The sequence below is a fragment of the Microcoleus sp. B3-D7 genome (assembly GCF_036705305.1).
Lineage (GTDB): Bacteria > Cyanobacteriota > Cyanobacteriia > Cyanobacteriales > Microcoleaceae > Microcoleus.
This window is the reverse complement of sequence record NZ_JAUBUE010000011.1, coordinates 83,949-99,863: the sequence shown is the minus strand read 5'-3', so window position 1 is coordinate 99,863 and position 15,915 is coordinate 83,949. Positions and strand designations below refer to the sequence as shown.

At 45.0% G+C, this 15,915-nt stretch carries 10 protein-coding genes; 9 read left to right on the top strand and 1 reads right to left on the bottom strand.

Annotated features, from left to right (window positions below):
• Window positions 1–179 precede the first annotated feature (179 nt).
• From QUB25_RS10980 to QUB25_RS10940, 9 genes are all read left to right on the top strand, one after another.
• A complete protein-coding gene (locus QUB25_RS10980; protein ID WP_333038100.1) occupies window positions 180–1,007 on the top strand; it encodes a protein-glutamate O-methyltransferase CheR in 828 nt (275 codons plus the stop codon).
• A complete protein-coding gene (locus QUB25_RS10975) occupies window positions 961–1,686 on the top strand; it encodes a chemotaxis protein CheB (protein WP_333183324.1) in 726 nt (241 codons plus the stop codon). Before QUB25_RS10980 ends, QUB25_RS10975 begins: the two co-directional genes overlap by 47 nt.
• A gap of 7 nt (window positions 1,687–1,693) precedes the next feature.
• The gene (locus tag QUB25_RS10970) at window positions 1,694–3,760 is read left to right on the top strand and encodes a response regulator (protein WP_333183322.1); all 2,067 of its coding nucleotides are present in this window, start codon (window positions 1,694–1,696) and stop codon (window positions 3,758–3,760) included.
• Between the two features lie 142 nt (window positions 3,761–3,902).
• Window positions 3,903–4,730: a type I methionyl aminopeptidase gene (map, locus tag QUB25_RS10965; RefSeq protein WP_333061742.1), complete on the top strand. Its 828-nt coding sequence runs from the start codon at window positions 3,903–3,905 to the stop codon at window positions 4,728–4,730.
• A gap of 205 nt (window positions 4,731–4,935) precedes the next feature.
• Entirely contained in the window at window positions 4,936–5,628 is a 693-nt protein-coding gene (locus tag QUB25_RS10960; RefSeq protein ID WP_333038110.1) for a response regulator transcription factor, read from the top strand.
• Window positions 5,629–5,738: 110 nt separating this feature from the next.
• Window positions 5,739–5,924, top strand: coding sequence for a hypothetical protein (locus QUB25_RS10955; RefSeq protein WP_333183320.1), 186 nt, complete (start codon window positions 5,739–5,741; stop codon window positions 5,922–5,924).
• A 331-nt stretch (window positions 5,925–6,255) separates the two neighbouring features.
• On the top strand, window positions 6,256–6,615 hold the full coding sequence (locus QUB25_RS10950) for a hypothetical protein (protein WP_333183318.1): 360 nt from the start codon (window positions 6,256–6,258) through the stop codon (window positions 6,613–6,615).
• 570 nt (window positions 6,616–7,185) lie between these two features.
• A complete protein-coding gene (locus QUB25_RS10945) occupies window positions 7,186–12,393 on the top strand; it encodes an nSTAND1 domain-containing NTPase (protein ID WP_333183317.1) in 5,208 nt (1,735 codons plus the stop codon).
• Between the two features lie 357 nt (window positions 12,394–12,750).
• Complete coding sequence (locus tag QUB25_RS10940) at window positions 12,751–15,036, top strand: FdhF/YdeP family oxidoreductase (RefSeq protein WP_333183315.1); 2,286 nt, start codon at window positions 12,751–12,753, stop codon at window positions 15,034–15,036.
• A 369-nt stretch (window positions 15,037–15,405) separates the two neighbouring features.
• Here the strand turns inward: QUB25_RS10940 and QUB25_RS10935 are convergent, their stop codons facing one another.
• Complete coding sequence (locus tag QUB25_RS10935; protein WP_333183313.1) at window positions 15,406–15,780, bottom strand: glycosyltransferase family 2 protein; 375 nt, start codon at window positions 15,778–15,780, stop codon at window positions 15,406–15,408.
• Window positions 15,781–15,915 lie beyond the last annotated feature (135 nt).

Below are 15,915 nucleotides of genomic sequence, written 5' to 3'. Positions count from 1 at the left end.
GGAAGTAAGTTGTCAGTTGGCAGTTGACTGTTGGCAGTTTTTAGTTATTAGTTGTCAACAGTCAGCAGTCAACAGTCAACAGTCAACAGTCATCAGTCATCAGTCATCAGTCAACAGTCAACAGTCAACAGTCAACAGTCAACAGTCAACAATGCCCAATAACCAATTAGTAATTAAAAATGTCCGAAAGCCATGAACTTGAAACAATCGAAATTCAACTCCTACTAGAGGGAATGTTTCGCTATTACGGATTTGATTTTCGCAATTATGCTCTTGCCTCTCTCAAGCGCCGTATTTGGAACACTATTCGCTCGGAACGGCTCACCACTGTCTCGGCACTTCAGGAAAAGGTACTGCACAATCCTGCTTATCTAGACCGTTTACTGCTGGACATTTCTGTCAATGTAACGGCGATGTTTCGCGATCCCAGCTTTTACATTAGTTTCAGAAATAAAGTGGTGCCGCTGCTGCGTACTTATCCTTTTATTCGGATTTGGCACGCTGGATGTTCAACGGGAGAAGAAGTCTATTCTATGGCAATCTTGCTGCAAGAAGAAGGACTGTACGACCGTTGTCGGATTTACGCTACGGACATGAATGAATTAGTTTTAAAAACAGCCAAAACAGGGATATTTCCGCTGAAACAAATGCAAGAATATACGCAACTCTACCACCAAGCGGGGGGCAAGAAAGCGTTTTCTGAGTATTACACTGCTGCCTATGAAAATGCGATTTTTCGCTCTTCCCTTAAAGATAATATTGTGTTTGCTCACCACAACTTAGCAACGGATAACTCTTTTAATGAATTTAATGTTATTTTATGCCGTAATGTGATGATTTATTTCAATCCACACCTCCAAGAGCGGGTACACAAGCTTTTTTATGAGAGCCTGGGAATGTTTGGGGTTTTAGGACTAGGACATCAGGAGTCTCTAACTTTTACACCTTATGAAAAATACTATGAACCCATTGAAAGTAGTGATAAACTCTACCGGAGAATTAAATAAAAAAAATTTTGAAATAGTGGTTGTTGGCACGTCTTTGGGAGGGCTACAGGCTCTGACTGTGCTGCTGGCAGATTTGCCACAAAGCTTTCCTTTGCCTGTAGTTATTGTCCAACACCGCCATAAGAGTTCTCAGAATAGGCTTACTGATGTTTTACAACAGCAATGCTCTCTGCAAATCACAGAGGCCCAAGACAAAGAGGAGATCGTACCTGGACGGGTTTACTTTGCTCCTGCTGACTATCATTTGCTAATAGAATCGCCCTCTGACGAGGAGTTTAGCCTGTATGAAAACGACTTTACAGAAGGGGGGAGCGTGGCAGTGGAGTCAATCCACAATTCAAAATTCCCAATCCCCTATCGCGGAACTCCTAAATTTGCACTATCAACTGAGGGTCCTGTCAGCTACGCGCGGCCCTCAATCGATGTGCTGTTTGAGTCTGCTGCGGATGCCTTTGGGGAGAAAGTTATCGGCATAATTTTAACGGGAGCTAATTCGGATGGCAGTAAAGGGCTGGCAAAAATTAAAGCTGAGGGAGGATTGACATTTGTGGAGGAACCGGCTTCAGCTCTATGCCCGGCCATGCCAGCGTCGGCGATCGCAAATGTTGAAGTAGACTGGATTTTACCCCTCTCTAAAATCGCTCCCTGTTTAGTCAATTTGCTAAGAATTAAAGATTAAAAAAATTATGAATCTGCAGTCCCCCCATCGAGTAAATGTCCTTTTAGTTGACGATCGCCCAGAAAATTTGGTAGCTCTCGAAGCTATTCTCAACAGCCCCTCTTATCATCTAGTACAAGCTAATTCGGGCGCGGAGGCTCTGAGATGTCTGCTTAATGAAGATTTTGCAGTAATTTTGCTTGATGTGCAGATGCCGGGAATGGATGGATTTGAGACAGCAACATTGATTCGCTCTAGAGATCGATCGCGAGCGACTCCGATTATTTTTATCACAGCATTCAGCAGTAATGACACCCACGTGTTTAAAGGTTATTCTCTGGGTGCGGTGGATTACCTGTTCAAACCCTTGGAACCGGAAATATTGACCTCGAAGGTGCAGGTATTTGTGGAATTGTTCCAAAAAACAGTCGAGGTGAAGCAGCAAGCAACACAGTTAGCTGCAGTTAATAGTGAACTAAGTAAAAGTGAAGAGCGGTTTCGCACTTTGTGTGCTTGTTCGCCACTGGGAATTTACTTAGCTGACGTTGAAGGCCGCTGTACTTACATCAACCCGCGTTGTCAAGCGATTTGCGGGCTAACTTTGGAGGAAAGTTTGGCAGAGGTTTGGCAGCGGGAAGTTCATCCAGAAGATCGCGAGCGCGTAGTCACAGATTGGTTAGCTTGGATTAAAGAAAGTCAGGAATATTCTAACGAGTTTCGATTAGCTGGTAGCGAAACTGTGCGTTGGGTTCACGTGCAGTCGTCACCAATGTTTTCAGATTTGGGAAAACTGATCGGTCACGTGGGCACGGTTAGAGATGTCACAGACCGCAAGCAAGCAGAGGAAGAACGCGGCAGACTACTCCGGGAACAAGTGGCGCGGCAAGAAGCTGAGAGAGCTAACCAGATGAAGGATGAATTTCTAGCTATTCTCTCTCACGAACTCCGCACTCCTTTAAATGCAATTCTCGGCTGGTCTAGGCTGCTTCGTACCAAAAAATTTGACCAAGACACTATTGAGAAAGCCCTAGAAACAATTGAGCGCAATGCTAAATCTCAATCTCAACTCATCGAAGATATTTTAGATGTTTCGCGGATTCTGCGGGGGAAACTAAATTTAAATAAGCATCCGATTCGGTTGGAATCTGCGATAAACCTGGCAATAGATTCTTTGCAGCCCCTGGCTGAGGAAAAATCAATAGTCCTAGAATTAACGTGCAGTCCAAATGTAGGTGAAGTTATCGGCGATTTCGATCGCTTGCAGCAAATTGTGTGGAATTTGCTGTCAAATGCGATTAAGTTTAGTCCGCAAGAGGGTAAAGTACAGGTGCGGTTAGAGTCAGTTGGAAATGAGGCTCAAATTGAGATAATTGATAGCGGCATTGGTATCGCTGCTGATTTTTTGCCTTATGTTTTCGATCGCTTCCGCCAAGCTGATAGCAGCACAACTAGGTCTTACGGGGGTTTGGGACTGGGATTGGCGATCGTCCGTCACTTGGTGGAACTGCACGGCGGTAAGGTGTATGCAGAGAATAATCCGGGCGAGGGTGCGAAATTTACGGTGGCTTTACCTCTTGCTCAGAGGAACGCCCTCGCTGCTGACGATGATTGGTCGTCGCTCAATGACGCGACAGAGGTTCTCCCCACTCTGGCTAATTTGCAATTGCTGGTGGTGGATGATGACGATGACACGCGGGAGTTTTTGATTGCTTTACTCGAGGACGAAGGAGCTATCGTGCGCTCGGCGGCATCGGTGGCCGGGGCTCTAGCTGCACTGGAGAGTTATTGGCCGGATCTGCTGCTGAGCGACATTGGAATGCCGGAAGCAGACGGCTATGAGTTGATCGCGCGCGTGAGAGAAATGGAATTGCTCAGGGGTGGAAAGATGCCTGCGATCGCTCTGACGGCCTACGCCAGAGAGGAAGAGCGCCAGCAAGCGCTGGAAGCTGGTTTCCAGATGCACTTATCTAAACCAGTTGACATAAATAAGTTAATTGCCACAATTGCTAACCTCACAGGAATGCTCGGAAATCCCGCTCCAACGGGCTCGGCGGTTGAAACCGCTTTGTTGACCCGCCAATCCCGTGCCGATTAGTGAGAAAAATATTAAGCTAGCTACAAGGACAAGCGATCGACAGTTCGGAACAAGACACTCGTTTTTCCACAAAAAAGTGGATATTTGCCGTTTTTTTGCTTCAACCTGCCGTCAAAGTACAAAATTACCCGCCAATCAATTCATGAATATTTTTAGCAGTCTGCTTTCTAGCCCAACTCAAGCACCCCAAGTCAAAAAACAGCGTCGAGGCATTGAAATTAAGTCTGAACGCGAAATCGAAATTATGCGGCAGGCAGGGAAAATCGTTGCAACGGTACTCAAAGAAATTTCCCAAATGGTGAAACCGGGAATGACTACTGCTGATTTGGATGCTTATGCCGAAAAACGCATCCGTGCTATGGGGGCAACTCCGAGTTTTAAAGGCTATCACGGTTTCCCAGGATCGATTTGCTCTAGCATTAATAACGAAGTTGTTCACGGCATCCCCAGCGCCAAAAAGGTAATTCGGGCAGGAGATGTTCTCAAGGTAGATACGGGGGCATATTACCAAGGTTTTCACGGCGATTCTTGCATCACGATCGCAGTTGTGGAAGTGACTCCCGAATCGGCAAAATTAATCCGAGTCGCAGAAGAAGCTCTGTACAAAGGTATCGAACAAGTGAAGGCTGGAGCCTATTTGCTCGATTTGGCTGGTGCGATCGAAGATCATGTCAAAAGCAACGGTTTTAACATCGTTGAGGAGTTTACCGGCCACGGTGTCGGGCGAAATTTGCACGAGGAACCGTCGGTTTTCAATTTCCGCACGCGGGAAATGCCGAACGTGAAATTGCGAGCGGGCATGACATTGGCGATCGAACCAATTCTGAATGCCGGTTCTAAGTACACTCGAACGCTTTCTGACAAGTGGACTGCTGTAACCGTTGACAATGCTATGTCGGCTCAGTTTGAGCATACTGTGTTGGTGACAGAAACTGGTTATGAAATTTTGACCGATCGTTCCAAAGTTTAAGTGGAAGGGTTCAATAATAATTTTGAGTTTTGAGTTTTGAGTTTTGAATTAAAGATTTAAGAACTTTTTCATCGTTAAATCAAAACCTAACTCAAAGCTCTTGAGTTGAACAATAATTTTTTTAGTTCCTTCGAGGGATGGAGTGACAATAAGACTTAAATGCGGCTAAATTAAAAAATAGTGGTAAAGCGTAAGGGTAACAACTATGTCAGCACGATTATTATTGGTAGATGATGAACCGGGCTTGCGGGAAGCAGTACAAGCTTATTTGGAAGATAGCGATTTTGCGGTTGAAGTTGCCAGTAATGCTCGGGATGGCTGGGAACTCTTGCAGCAGTACAATCCCGATTTGGTGATTTCAGACATTATGATGCCCCAGGTGGACGGTTATCAATTTCTCAAGCAAGTGCGGGAAGATCCTCGCTATAAGGCTTTGCCGGTGGTATTTTTGACGGCTAAGGGGATGACGAGCGATCGCATTCAAGGCTATCAAGCAGGCTGCGATGCTTATCTTTCTAAGCCCTTCGATCCCGACGAGTTAGTAGCAATAGTAACCAATTTGCTGGCCCGTCGCGCGGCTGCTAAGGAGACGAGCGAAAATGCTGAAAGTCCCGATATTGCTGCTTTGACAAGCCAAATGGCAAGAATTGAGTCTTTGCTGAGTGGGCGGAGTTCGATCGCCCAAAGTCCTTCGCCGATTAAAATTGATTTGACTCCGCGAGAACAAAGTGTTTTGGATTTGGTTGCTCAAGGTTTGATGAATAAGGAAATTGCCCGCCGCTTGGAAACTAGCGTGCGTAATGTGGAAAAGTACGTCAGCCGTTTGTTTAGCAAGACGGGTACTAACAGCCGTACTGAGTTGGTTCGCTTCGCTCTCGAACACGGCTTGACGAAATAGGAGTCCTCTCTCTCGACTTGGCTGGAGGCTCTGTCTCGCCGAGCTGCGTTACCAGGCTCTTCCTGGTAACGAGAATTATGCAACAACTTAGAAATGTTAAGATATAAGTATTGACAGATATCCGGTGGCTGTGGTATGTCACATCAGCTTGCTGGTGGCAGCGCGGGAGTGCGAAAACTGGTGTGCGAAAACTGGTGTGCGAAAACTGGTGTGCGATCGAACTTTTCACCCACTTTGCTTTGAGTCTGAGATTAACACTCGCAAAGGTTGGGGAATTACTTAACGGGAAAACCTGACTGTTTAAGAGTTTTCACGTAGTAAATAGAAAGGCACACACTTGACCGGATATGCTCCGTTAAGCAAACTTGCCACAAACAATCACAGATAAGGTTATATCCTGTGGAAAAACAAGCCACTATTAATTAATGAATCTGCTCAAAAAGGGATACTTGCGAACTACAGGAGTGGGAAGTAGCCCACAATTTTAGACCATAGTTAAAGCTCTCAGATTCATATGTGGAGTAAATCTAAAATCTAAAATCTAAAATCGGCTGACAGCGCAGGAAAGTAGCTGCAGAACTTGAATGTATAGCAGCACTAAAGTTTAGTTTATATCAGGAGGATACCATGAGGAAAATCACGGCGCGACAAACAATAAGTGCCATAGTAGCACTGCCGATCGTATTAATAGCTAATACAACTCAAGCTTTGGCCACTGATACCAGTCCGAAAATAGATCCAATTAAGAAAGTTTCGGATTTTGGCGATCAGCTAGATTTTGATATTGGGCCACCAACAACAATTACCATTGAAGAAAGCGAGGATTGGGATGAACCTGATTTTGCAGCTACTTTAGATATGGAGATTAGTAAATTTATGACAAAAAATCTTCAACCTGTAATTGATGAGCCGCCGCCGATAGTTTATCTCAGTGCGGCCAGGGGCCAGTCAACCCGGGAATGCCGGATTTCTGGGATATGCGAATAACTGAATCGGATTTGTGCGATTTTGGCGATAGCTGGGAGTCCCGCAAACAAAGACTCTTTTGCTGGCTAGAATTGGAGCAATTATCAAGATTTCAGTAAAATCCGGTTGATTTTGCTAGGAATATGCGAATAACAGAGTATGTATTTTTTTGGGTATGCTTTAATGCGATCGGCTAAAATAATAAGTATGCAGGCTGAAATAAACTTAACTAATTGATAGTTTCCAGTGATGGGAAATCGCCCACAAGGGCAGAAATAAAATTAATCATGTGATTGTTCGCTGTGATTAGCAAACCTAAAAACTGGTAAAAGTAAACTTAAAGCAACCGTCAAAACGGTTAGGACGTTCTTAATTGCACTTTCCCATGCCGTCGATTCCTTCCATCCGTTACATCCGTTACATCTGTTAAATAATCCGTTGCCGAACTTCCATCCGTTACATCCGTTAAATAATCCGTTGCCGAACTTCCATCCGTTACATCCGTTACATCCGTTAAATAATCCGTTGCCGAACTTCCTTTTTTCGGCAGTTGACAGCACCTATTCTGAGAAACTTTTTCAAATATTAATTATGATTAATTCGCATTGCCAGCAAGAAACCGCAGCACAGCAAAACAAAAGTTCGCTGCAAACTCTCACCCGGACTCTGAGAATGTCTCAGGGGCAATTTTCGCTGATTTTGGTACGGTGCAATTACAGTGCGATGAGAGAGCAAACGGCACGGCAATTGCGGGAGGAGTCGGGTATCGAGATTCGAGAAATTGTCCTCCCGCCATCTGTTAAAACTCTTTACACGACGATAGAAACCAAAGTTTCCTGCAGCCACCCGTCAGCTTTAATGGTGTTTGGATTGGAATCGGTAAGTGCGATCGATCGACTGCTAACTTCTACCAACTACGTAAGGGAAGAATTTCGGAATAATTTTCCCTTCCCGGTGGTGCTGTGGGTGACAGACAAAATCTTAAAAAAACTGATTCGGTTAGTAACAGATATCGAAACTTGGACGACAAGTGTTGAATTTGTGATTGGCCCCGACGACTTGGTGGATTTCCTGGGCAAAAGTGCCGATCGCATTTTTTCCAACATTTTAGAAAGTGGCAATTGGCGTTTAACTAATTCTGCCATTCTCGGAGCCAATTCTTTGAGTGAACTAGAGTCGGCTAGCCAAGACTTGCAAAATTGCAACATCAGGTTAGAACCAGCTATTGAAGCGAGTTTGCAATTTATTCGCGGTAGGCACGAATATGCTTGTCACCGCATCCCTGCGGCTATTGGATTGTATCAAAAAAGTCTCAGTTTTTGGAAGCATCAAGTAGCGTTTATTGGGTCTAAAACACAATTTAGCGATTTGTTATTTACCGTTCACCCAGCACCGGTGTTAGAGGGAATTCTGCTATTCCACATCGGTCTTTGCTACCGCTTCCAAGCAGAACAACACCGCAGCGGCAACCGTCCTTACTGGACGGAAGCTAAGAATTATTTTCAGGAATGTATTGATGTTTTAGAACGGGCGGGACGGCCGGATGCCGTTGGTATATTCATCAATCAGCTTGGCGAAGTATTGCAGCATTTAGAAGATTGGGATGGACTCTGGAATTTAGCTATCAAAGCTCGGAGGTTACATGAAAATATGGAAAATTCAGCAGTTAATTTGGCTCAAGATTACGGCTTTTTGGCTAGAGTAGCCTTAGAGCAAAAGAACTGGCAAGGGGCGAAAGAATGGGCTTTAGTGGCTCTAGACGTTCTCAACTCAAATTTAGAAGCGACGGGACAGGGTACCCCTGTAAAGTCGCAGCATCTAGGCTTGTATCGGTTAATTTTAGCAGAGGCCCAGAGTCAGTTGGGCGAGATACAGGAGGCGATCGCGCATTTAGAGCTTGCTCGCTTGGAAACCGAACCTTGCTACAACCCGCAACTGTATTTGCGGGTTTTAGAAATGCTGCGATCGCTCTATTTTCAGCGGGGAGAATATCTCAAAGCATTTCAAATTAAGCAAGATTATCGAGCGGTGGAACACACGTATCGGTTCCGAGCTTTTATTGGAGCCGGAAAGTTGCAGCCGCACAGAGAAGCGGTTAATTCCGTCGCCGAAACTATTGCCGACGCTGCTACTATTGCTGACGAAATTACTGCTTCCGGCAGAGAGCAAGACCTCAACCGCTTGATATATAGAATGAACAATACCCCCGACAAACTGACAGTAATTTACGGTCAGTCTGGAGTTGGTAAAAGTTCCATTGTCACGGGAGGATTAGTACCAGCTCTCAAACAAAAAAAAATAGAAATGCGGACTGTTTTGCCCGTAGTGCTGCAAGTTTACAACAACTGGCCACGGGAATTGACCAGACAGTTATCTGCTGGGAAAGCTGAAATATTCGATCCGGAAATTGCCGAAGCAGTACCAGAAACTGATCCGGTAGATTTGACCGTAGAAGCAGCCGAAGTCAAGGGAAATCTTATTTCGCGATTTCAGGGTGGAGCGACTGGGAATAATGAGGATCAAAAAGAGCACTCACAGCCAGTTGAATTAATCATACAACAACAGGCGATCGAATACGAAAACATTATAAAGGAGCTGCAAAGAAATTCCGAACATTTAGTGACTGTTCTGATATTTGACCAATTTGAAGAATTTTTTTTCGTGTGGAAAGAGCCAGCGGAAAGACAAATATTTTTTGATTTTTTGCGGGAATGCTTGAAAATAAAATATTTAAAAGTCGTCCTGTGTTTGCGGGAAGATTACCTGCACTATTTGCTGGAATTTTCCCGACCCAAAAACCAGACAGGATTCGTTAACAATGATATTTTGGAGGACATTCTCAGCAAAAACATTCTGTTTTATTTGGGAAATTTTTCGCTGATCGATGCGCGATCGGTAATTCGCACTTTAACTGAGCGAGCGCAGTTTTACTTAGAACCGGAGCTGATCGAAGAATTAGTCAAAAATTTAGCTGGAGAATTGGGAGAAGTCCGCCCGATCGAACTACAACTTGTCGGCGCTCAACTGCAACAAGAGAACATTAGAACTTTAACTCAATATCAGGAACTTGGCAACAATCCGCAACAAAATTTAGTCGAAAGGTTTCTCGAAGAAGTAATCAAAGATTGCGGCCCGGAAAATGAAGTGGCCGCGCGCCGAGTTTTGTATTTGCTGACAGATGAAGATGAGATACGTCCCCTAAAAACTCGCGCCGAATTAGCCTCTAATTTAGCAACATTTGCTGAAGCTGATAAATTAGATTTAGTATTAGAACTGTTAGTAAACTCTGGTTTAGTTTTTCGCTGGACAGAACTGCCAGCAGAGCTTTATCAGCTCGTTCACGATTATTTAGTTAGCTTCATTCGCCAGCAGCAAGAATTAGATAAAAAGGCAGAATTTGAGGAACTGCGAAAGCAAAACCAAATTAACCGAGATGAAATTGAACAAATTCGCAAAGACAGAGAGCAAGATGCTTTGCTGTCGGAAGCTAGAGACAAACAGTACCGAGCGGAAGCTCAACTTTACCACACTCGGAGATGGCAGTTGCGGGCGGCGGTTCTAGGAGTGCTTGTACTCGCAGGTGTTTCGGGGATGGCATTCGAGCAAGCAAAATTAGCAGAAAGCGCACGGCAGGAAGCAGAAAAAAGTCGGACTGATGCCCTAAATTCGGCGTCGGAAGCTTTGGTGCTTTCTAATGAAAAAAACCAATTAGGAGTGTTGGGAAATAGTATCAAAATTGGTCGTGATTCTCTGAAAAGTACAGCGCTGCCTGTGAACACTAAAACTCAAATTGCAGAAAGACTCAGACAAGCAGTTTCCGGGGTGCAAGAACGCAACCGTTTCGAGCAGCACAGCAAGTTTGTTTTGGATGTGAGTGTCAGTCCAGACGGCAATTCAGTTGCTTCGGCAAGTGCTGACAAAACTGTTAAATTGTGGAGCAAAGAAGGTAAGTTATTAAAAACTTTCAATCATCCCGATAGCGTGACGAGTGTTAGTTTTAGTCCCGATGGGAAAACGATCGCTACTGGTTGTGCCGATCGCACAATTAGAATTTGGCAAGTAAATAACGACAAAAGTGCGATTCCCTACGGGATAGCTCCGCTTCACGGCATTTTATCGGGTCACCGCGATATCGTCACCAGCGTCAGTTTCAGTCCCGACGGCAAAACCCTAGCTTCCGCCAGTCACGACAACACCGTCAAAATCTGGAACCTTGCGAACAAAAAATTGCTGCAAACCTTAACGGGACACAAAGACTGGGTACTCGGCGTCAGTTTCAGTCCCGACGGCCAAACAATAGCCTCAGCAAGTGTTGACAAAACTGTCAAACTTTGGAACCGAGAAACTAAAACCCAGAAATTTACAATTAATCCCAAAACATTAACCAAACATTCTGACATTGTGTACAGCATTAAGTTCAGTCCAAACAGTCGAGAACTCGTCTCAGCAAGTGCCGACACCACAGCCAAAATTTGGAACCGAAACGGTGAGGAAATCAGAACTCTCAAAGGACACAACGATGAAGTTGTCAGCGCGAGTTTCAGTCGCGACGGCAAACAAATTGTCACCGGCAGCGCCGACGATACGGTGAAAGTTTGGAGTCGCAGCGGCACTTTGCTTAACACTTTTCGAGGACATCAAGACGACGTAAGAGCCGTAAGTTTCAGCGGTGACGGCAGTATTGCTTCCGCAAGTAAGGACAAAATAGTGAAAATTTGGAAACCGGATAGCACTCCGCTGAATAAGATTTTATCAGGACACGGAGACTGGGTTTACAAGGTCAGTTTTAGCGCTGACAGCAAAACAATTGCTTCTGCTAGCCGGGACAAAACCGTGAGACTTTGGCGGGCTGACGGCAGTTTATTCAAAATCTTAGAAGGTCATAAGGATTCTGTTACCTGGGTGAGCGTTTCGCCTAATGATAAAACTGTTGCTTCGGCGAGCGATGACAAAACAGTGAAAGTCTGGAGTTTAGACGGCAAACTGTTAGATACTCTCAGCCACAGTGGCATTGTCCGAAGCGTGAGTTTTAGTCCCGATGGAAAGATAATTGCCGCCGCCAATGCCGATCGCAAATTGTACCTCTGGCGCTGGAACGGTTCTAAAGCAACTTTGTTTGCCAAACTCGATCACAGCAATCCAGTAATTAGCGTTAGCTTCAGTCCCGACGGCAAAACTATTGCTACTGCTACCGCTGCTGAGGACAAGGCAAGCGGGAAGAAAAAGGCTTTTGAAATTACCGGAGAAAAGAGAGTTTACCTGTGGCAATTTAACGGTTCGTCGGCGAAAGTTCTGAAAACTCTCGACCACCAAGACAGCGTTAAAAATGTTAGTTTCAGTCCCGACGGCAAGACTCTTGCTGCTGCTTGCGGTGACAAAAAAGTTTACTTGTGGGAGTTTGATGGAAAGGTGGCGAATTTAACTGAAAAACTCGACCACAGCGATACTGTAGAAAGCGTGAGTTTTAGTCCCGACGGCAAGTTGATTGCGGCGGCGAGTGGGGGAAATACTGTTAAGCTGTGGGATTTTGACGGCAAAAAGGCGCTGCTATCTAAAACTTTGGAATCGAGCGATCGCGTGTTGAGCGTTACTTTTAGTTCTGATAGCAAAACTCTGGGTTTTGCTAGTAGGGATAGGAATGTAATTCTGTTGCCTGTGGAGAATTTGGAACTGAATAATATCATTGCTCGCAGTTGCGAGTGGTTGGGAGATTATTTGCAGAATGACCCGAATGTTGCTGAGGGCGATCGACTGCTTTGTCTTGGGTTTGGCAAGCAGGCGTTAAATAAGAGGAAGTAAACCTGGTTGGTAGTGAGGACTTCAGTTTTCTCTCTGCCTGTGCATGAGGATTAAAGTCCTTACTGCTAACCTATTCTTGAATAGAAATTAAAACATCTATCTGTTGAGTAGTTTTTTCTGTTGTAAATTTGCGGTAAAATTCAAGTAATAAATTTAACTCCTCTGGCGGTTCCCCCGCCGAGTCAATAGAATTTACTCGGTCTGCGGCAGAATTGTATTGTACAGTGCGCTCAAAAAAATCGCTTTGAAAAACAACAAAATTCTTGCCTTCAAAATTTTTATTTCATTCTGCCGAATGCCTTGTGCTCCGGCTGCATTTCTTCAACTAATCCGCAATTCAAACAAAAGGTAAACCACATGGATGTCAACTCCCAAAATGCCCAACCAATCCCGCCATTCAACGAGACAAACGAGGAAACACCAGAGATAGGTGGCGGTTTGCCCGTAATAGAATATTGGGCAAAACATACATTGTCCCCGGAAGGGCCGAAACTTTGGAAAACTTTGCTGCACAAAAGTGCTTGTTTGTCCTGTTCTTGGGGTACTGGCGGGCAGAAAGGAGGTTTTACAAATGAAGAGGGCGAAAAACTTCAGCGCTGCATGAAAAGCGTTGAAGCAATCTCCGCTGAAATCAAGCCGGCTATCTCAACTCAATTTTTTGAAAAGAAGAGTATTGCTGAACTCCAGCAATTAACTTCAATGGAAGCCGATAGGCTGGGAAGGCTGAGTTTTCCGATGATTTTGCGGGCGGGTTCATCTCATTACGATCGCATTTCTTGGGAAGAAGTTTATCAAATTGCCGAAGCTGCTTTTCGCAAAACCCCGGAACGAGTAGCATCTTACAGTTCCGGCCGCTCTTCCAACGAAGCGGCTTTTCTGCTGCAATTGATGATGAGAGCGATGGGTTCCAATAACTTAGCAGATTGTTCCGATCTCTGCCACGCTCCCTCGACAACTGGCTTAAGCGAAATGTTTGCCACTCGCACCTCCATAGTGAGTCTAGAAAACTTAAAGCAAGCAGATTGCGTCGTACTCGCGGGTGCGAATTCGGCCTACAACCATCCCCGCTTCATGAACGAATTAATTAAAATTCGCGACAAAGGCGGTAAAATCATTGTAATCAATCCGGTGATGGAAATCGGGTTAGTCAAGTTTGGTTCTCCCGCATTTCCCGTCAAGTCGCTCATCCCCGGTTCCGATATTTCCTCCTTATACTTGCAACCAATTCCCGGCAGCGATACGGCGCTATTTGTCGGCATTCAAAAGTCTATAATCGAACAAGGATTGCTGGACGAAAAATACTTGCAAGCTTATACAGAAGGGTGGGAAGCTGTAGTCCAGCACGCCCGCGAAACCGATTGGGAAACTATTACTAAAACCTGCGGAGTTTCCCAAGCAGAAATTGAGGCAGCAGCCAAAATCATTGGCACGTCCCAGCGGGTTGTCTTCGGTTGGGCGATGGGAATTACCCAACACGATAACGGCGTAGATAATGTTTTTAGCATTGCCAACACTGCCTTGATGACGGGAAATGTCGGCAAAGAAGGGGCGGGATTAATGCCCGTCAGAGGACACTCAAACGTCCAAGGATTCGGCTCTATGGGCGTCACTGTGAAGCTGAAAAAAGAAATCCAGGCCGCTCTCGAAAAGTTGTTAGGGCGTCCCCTCAGCCGCGTTAAGGGTTACGAAACTCGATCGCTCATTGAAGCAGCAGATGCAGGCAAAGTCGATACGCTGATTTGTCTGGGCGGTAATTTGTATGGGGCGAATCCAGATTCAACGCAGGCAAAACGCGCTTTAAGCAATGTTGAAACCGTTATTTACCTTGCAACCAAACCGAATTTAGGGCATTTTCACGGATTGGCAAAGCACAATACAATTGTGATTCCTGTACTGAATCGCTTTGAAAATCCCCACAAAACAACGGTGGAATCGGGGAATAACTTTGTGCGTTTAAATGATGAGGGTGAAACTCATCTCACTACTTCGGATTTGATTCCTGAAGTAATTTTTTTAACAGAATTAGCGAGCAGAATTCACGGTACTTATCCGGTAGATTGGCGCCAACTTCAGGACACCCGCTACGTTCGGCAATTGATTGCTAAAACCATTCCTGGGTTTGAAAAAATGGCAACAATCGATGAAACAAAAGAGGAATTTACCATCGGCGGTCGCATTTTTACGGAACCTAAATTCCCTACTGATTCTGGGAAAGCGAAGATGTTTGTCGCGCCTTTACCTAAGCTGAGATTACCGGAAGCGAAAGAGTTTGGAGGATCGGAATCAACACAGGGTATTGTTGTGGCATTGATGACGGGACGCAGCTATTCTCAGCACAATACTGTGGTTTACAAAATTGATGACAAGTACCGGGGAATGCCGCACCGCAACTGCATTTTGATGAATCGTGCGGATGCAGAAAGCACGGGTTTTCAAGAACATCAGCGGGTTACGGTGCAGGGAAATGTCGGAAAAATGGAAAATGTCGAGGTGATTTATGGGGCGGTTCGTGAGGGTGCTGCTTTGATGTTTTATCCTGAAGTTAATGTAATTTTTCACCCGGAGATTGAAAAGCGCTCTGGTACGCCTGCTTACAAGCGCGTACCTGCTTTTGTATACGCGGAAGCTCGGCAACGGATGTAAGGGAAGTAACGGATGTTATGATTAGCTCTGCCTTATTTCTTCTTCCTTCTTTCTTCTATAACTCACATTTTGGATGATTTTTAAGAACAGGCAAGATGCCTGTTCCACAACGAGTTAATTTTTTGTGGGGTGGGCATCTTGCCTGCCCATATGCAAGTCTTAATTAACTCTTAATTTGCCAAGTTCTACCGCGCCAAGTCCATCCCCAATCGGTTTCAGTTTTAATCGCAGAACCGATCGCAATCGCCGCCACTAACGCACCTCCGAAACCTCCCTACCACCAGTATTTTGTAGGACATTCCGAAATCTCGGCACCCAAACGGCGCAAAGTGTAATGCTGCCAAATTACCATTACGGATAAACAGATAGTTAATAAGGTAATTGGTTGGTTAGTCGCCGCTGACCTGCTAATATTTTAAGCCGGATGTCGTTGAGAGGCTGTTGCAGGGTTTGCCCGATCGCTAACGTGTCGTCTGTCGAGCGATCGTCTACAATTAAAACCTCTAAGTTTTCCACAGACAGCGGTGTACTCTCCAAAATGGCGATCGCGCAATCCCGAATATTCTCTGCCTCGTTGTATGCTGGTACGATTACCGAAACTTTAGGGAACTGCGCGGCGGACTCCGGTGACAGCTTAGGCAAACTTCTGTCGGTTCGAGGCGCATTTTCGACTGATCGGCGCAAATTCTTAGTGTAAGCTCTACTTACAATGAGAGAAAAAATTAGCAGGGTTAACAATATCAAAGCGAACTGACCTCAAAATTTCGGTACACGATTTGTCTCCCTAAATATTAAAAAATATTAAAACAAAAAGCTAGTCGATCGCCCGAAAAGTTATTTTGACCGCCTCTTTTGCTATAATTTGTGAGCATCTTTCGG

What these genes read in the sequence shown, in the direction of transcription:
- QUB25_RS10960 (WP_333038110.1), top strand. Translation starts at nt 4,936, where the DNA reads ATGTCAGCACGATTATTATTGGTAGATGATGAACCGGGCTTGCGGGAA.
- QUB25_RS10975 (WP_333183324.1), top strand. Translation starts at nt 961, where the DNA reads ATGAACCCATTGAAAGTAGTGATAAACTCTACCGGAGAATTAAATAAA.
- QUB25_RS10945 (WP_333183317.1), top strand. Translation starts at nt 7,186, where the DNA reads ATGATTAATTCGCATTGCCAGCAAGAAACCGCAGCACAGCAAAACAAA.
- QUB25_RS10980 (WP_333038100.1), top strand. Translation starts at nt 180, where the DNA reads ATGTCCGAAAGCCATGAACTTGAAACAATCGAAATTCAACTCCTACTA.
- map (WP_333061742.1), top strand. Translation starts at nt 3,903, where the DNA reads ATGAATATTTTTAGCAGTCTGCTTTCTAGCCCAACTCAAGCACCCCAA.
- QUB25_RS10940 (WP_333183315.1), top strand. Translation starts at nt 12,751, where the DNA reads ATGGATGTCAACTCCCAAAATGCCCAACCAATCCCGCCATTCAACGAG.
- QUB25_RS10950 (WP_333183318.1), top strand. Translation starts at nt 6,256, where the DNA reads ATGAGGAAAATCACGGCGCGACAAACAATAAGTGCCATAGTAGCACTG.
- QUB25_RS10970 (WP_333183322.1), top strand. Translation starts at nt 1,694, where the DNA reads ATGAATCTGCAGTCCCCCCATCGAGTAAATGTCCTTTTAGTTGACGAT.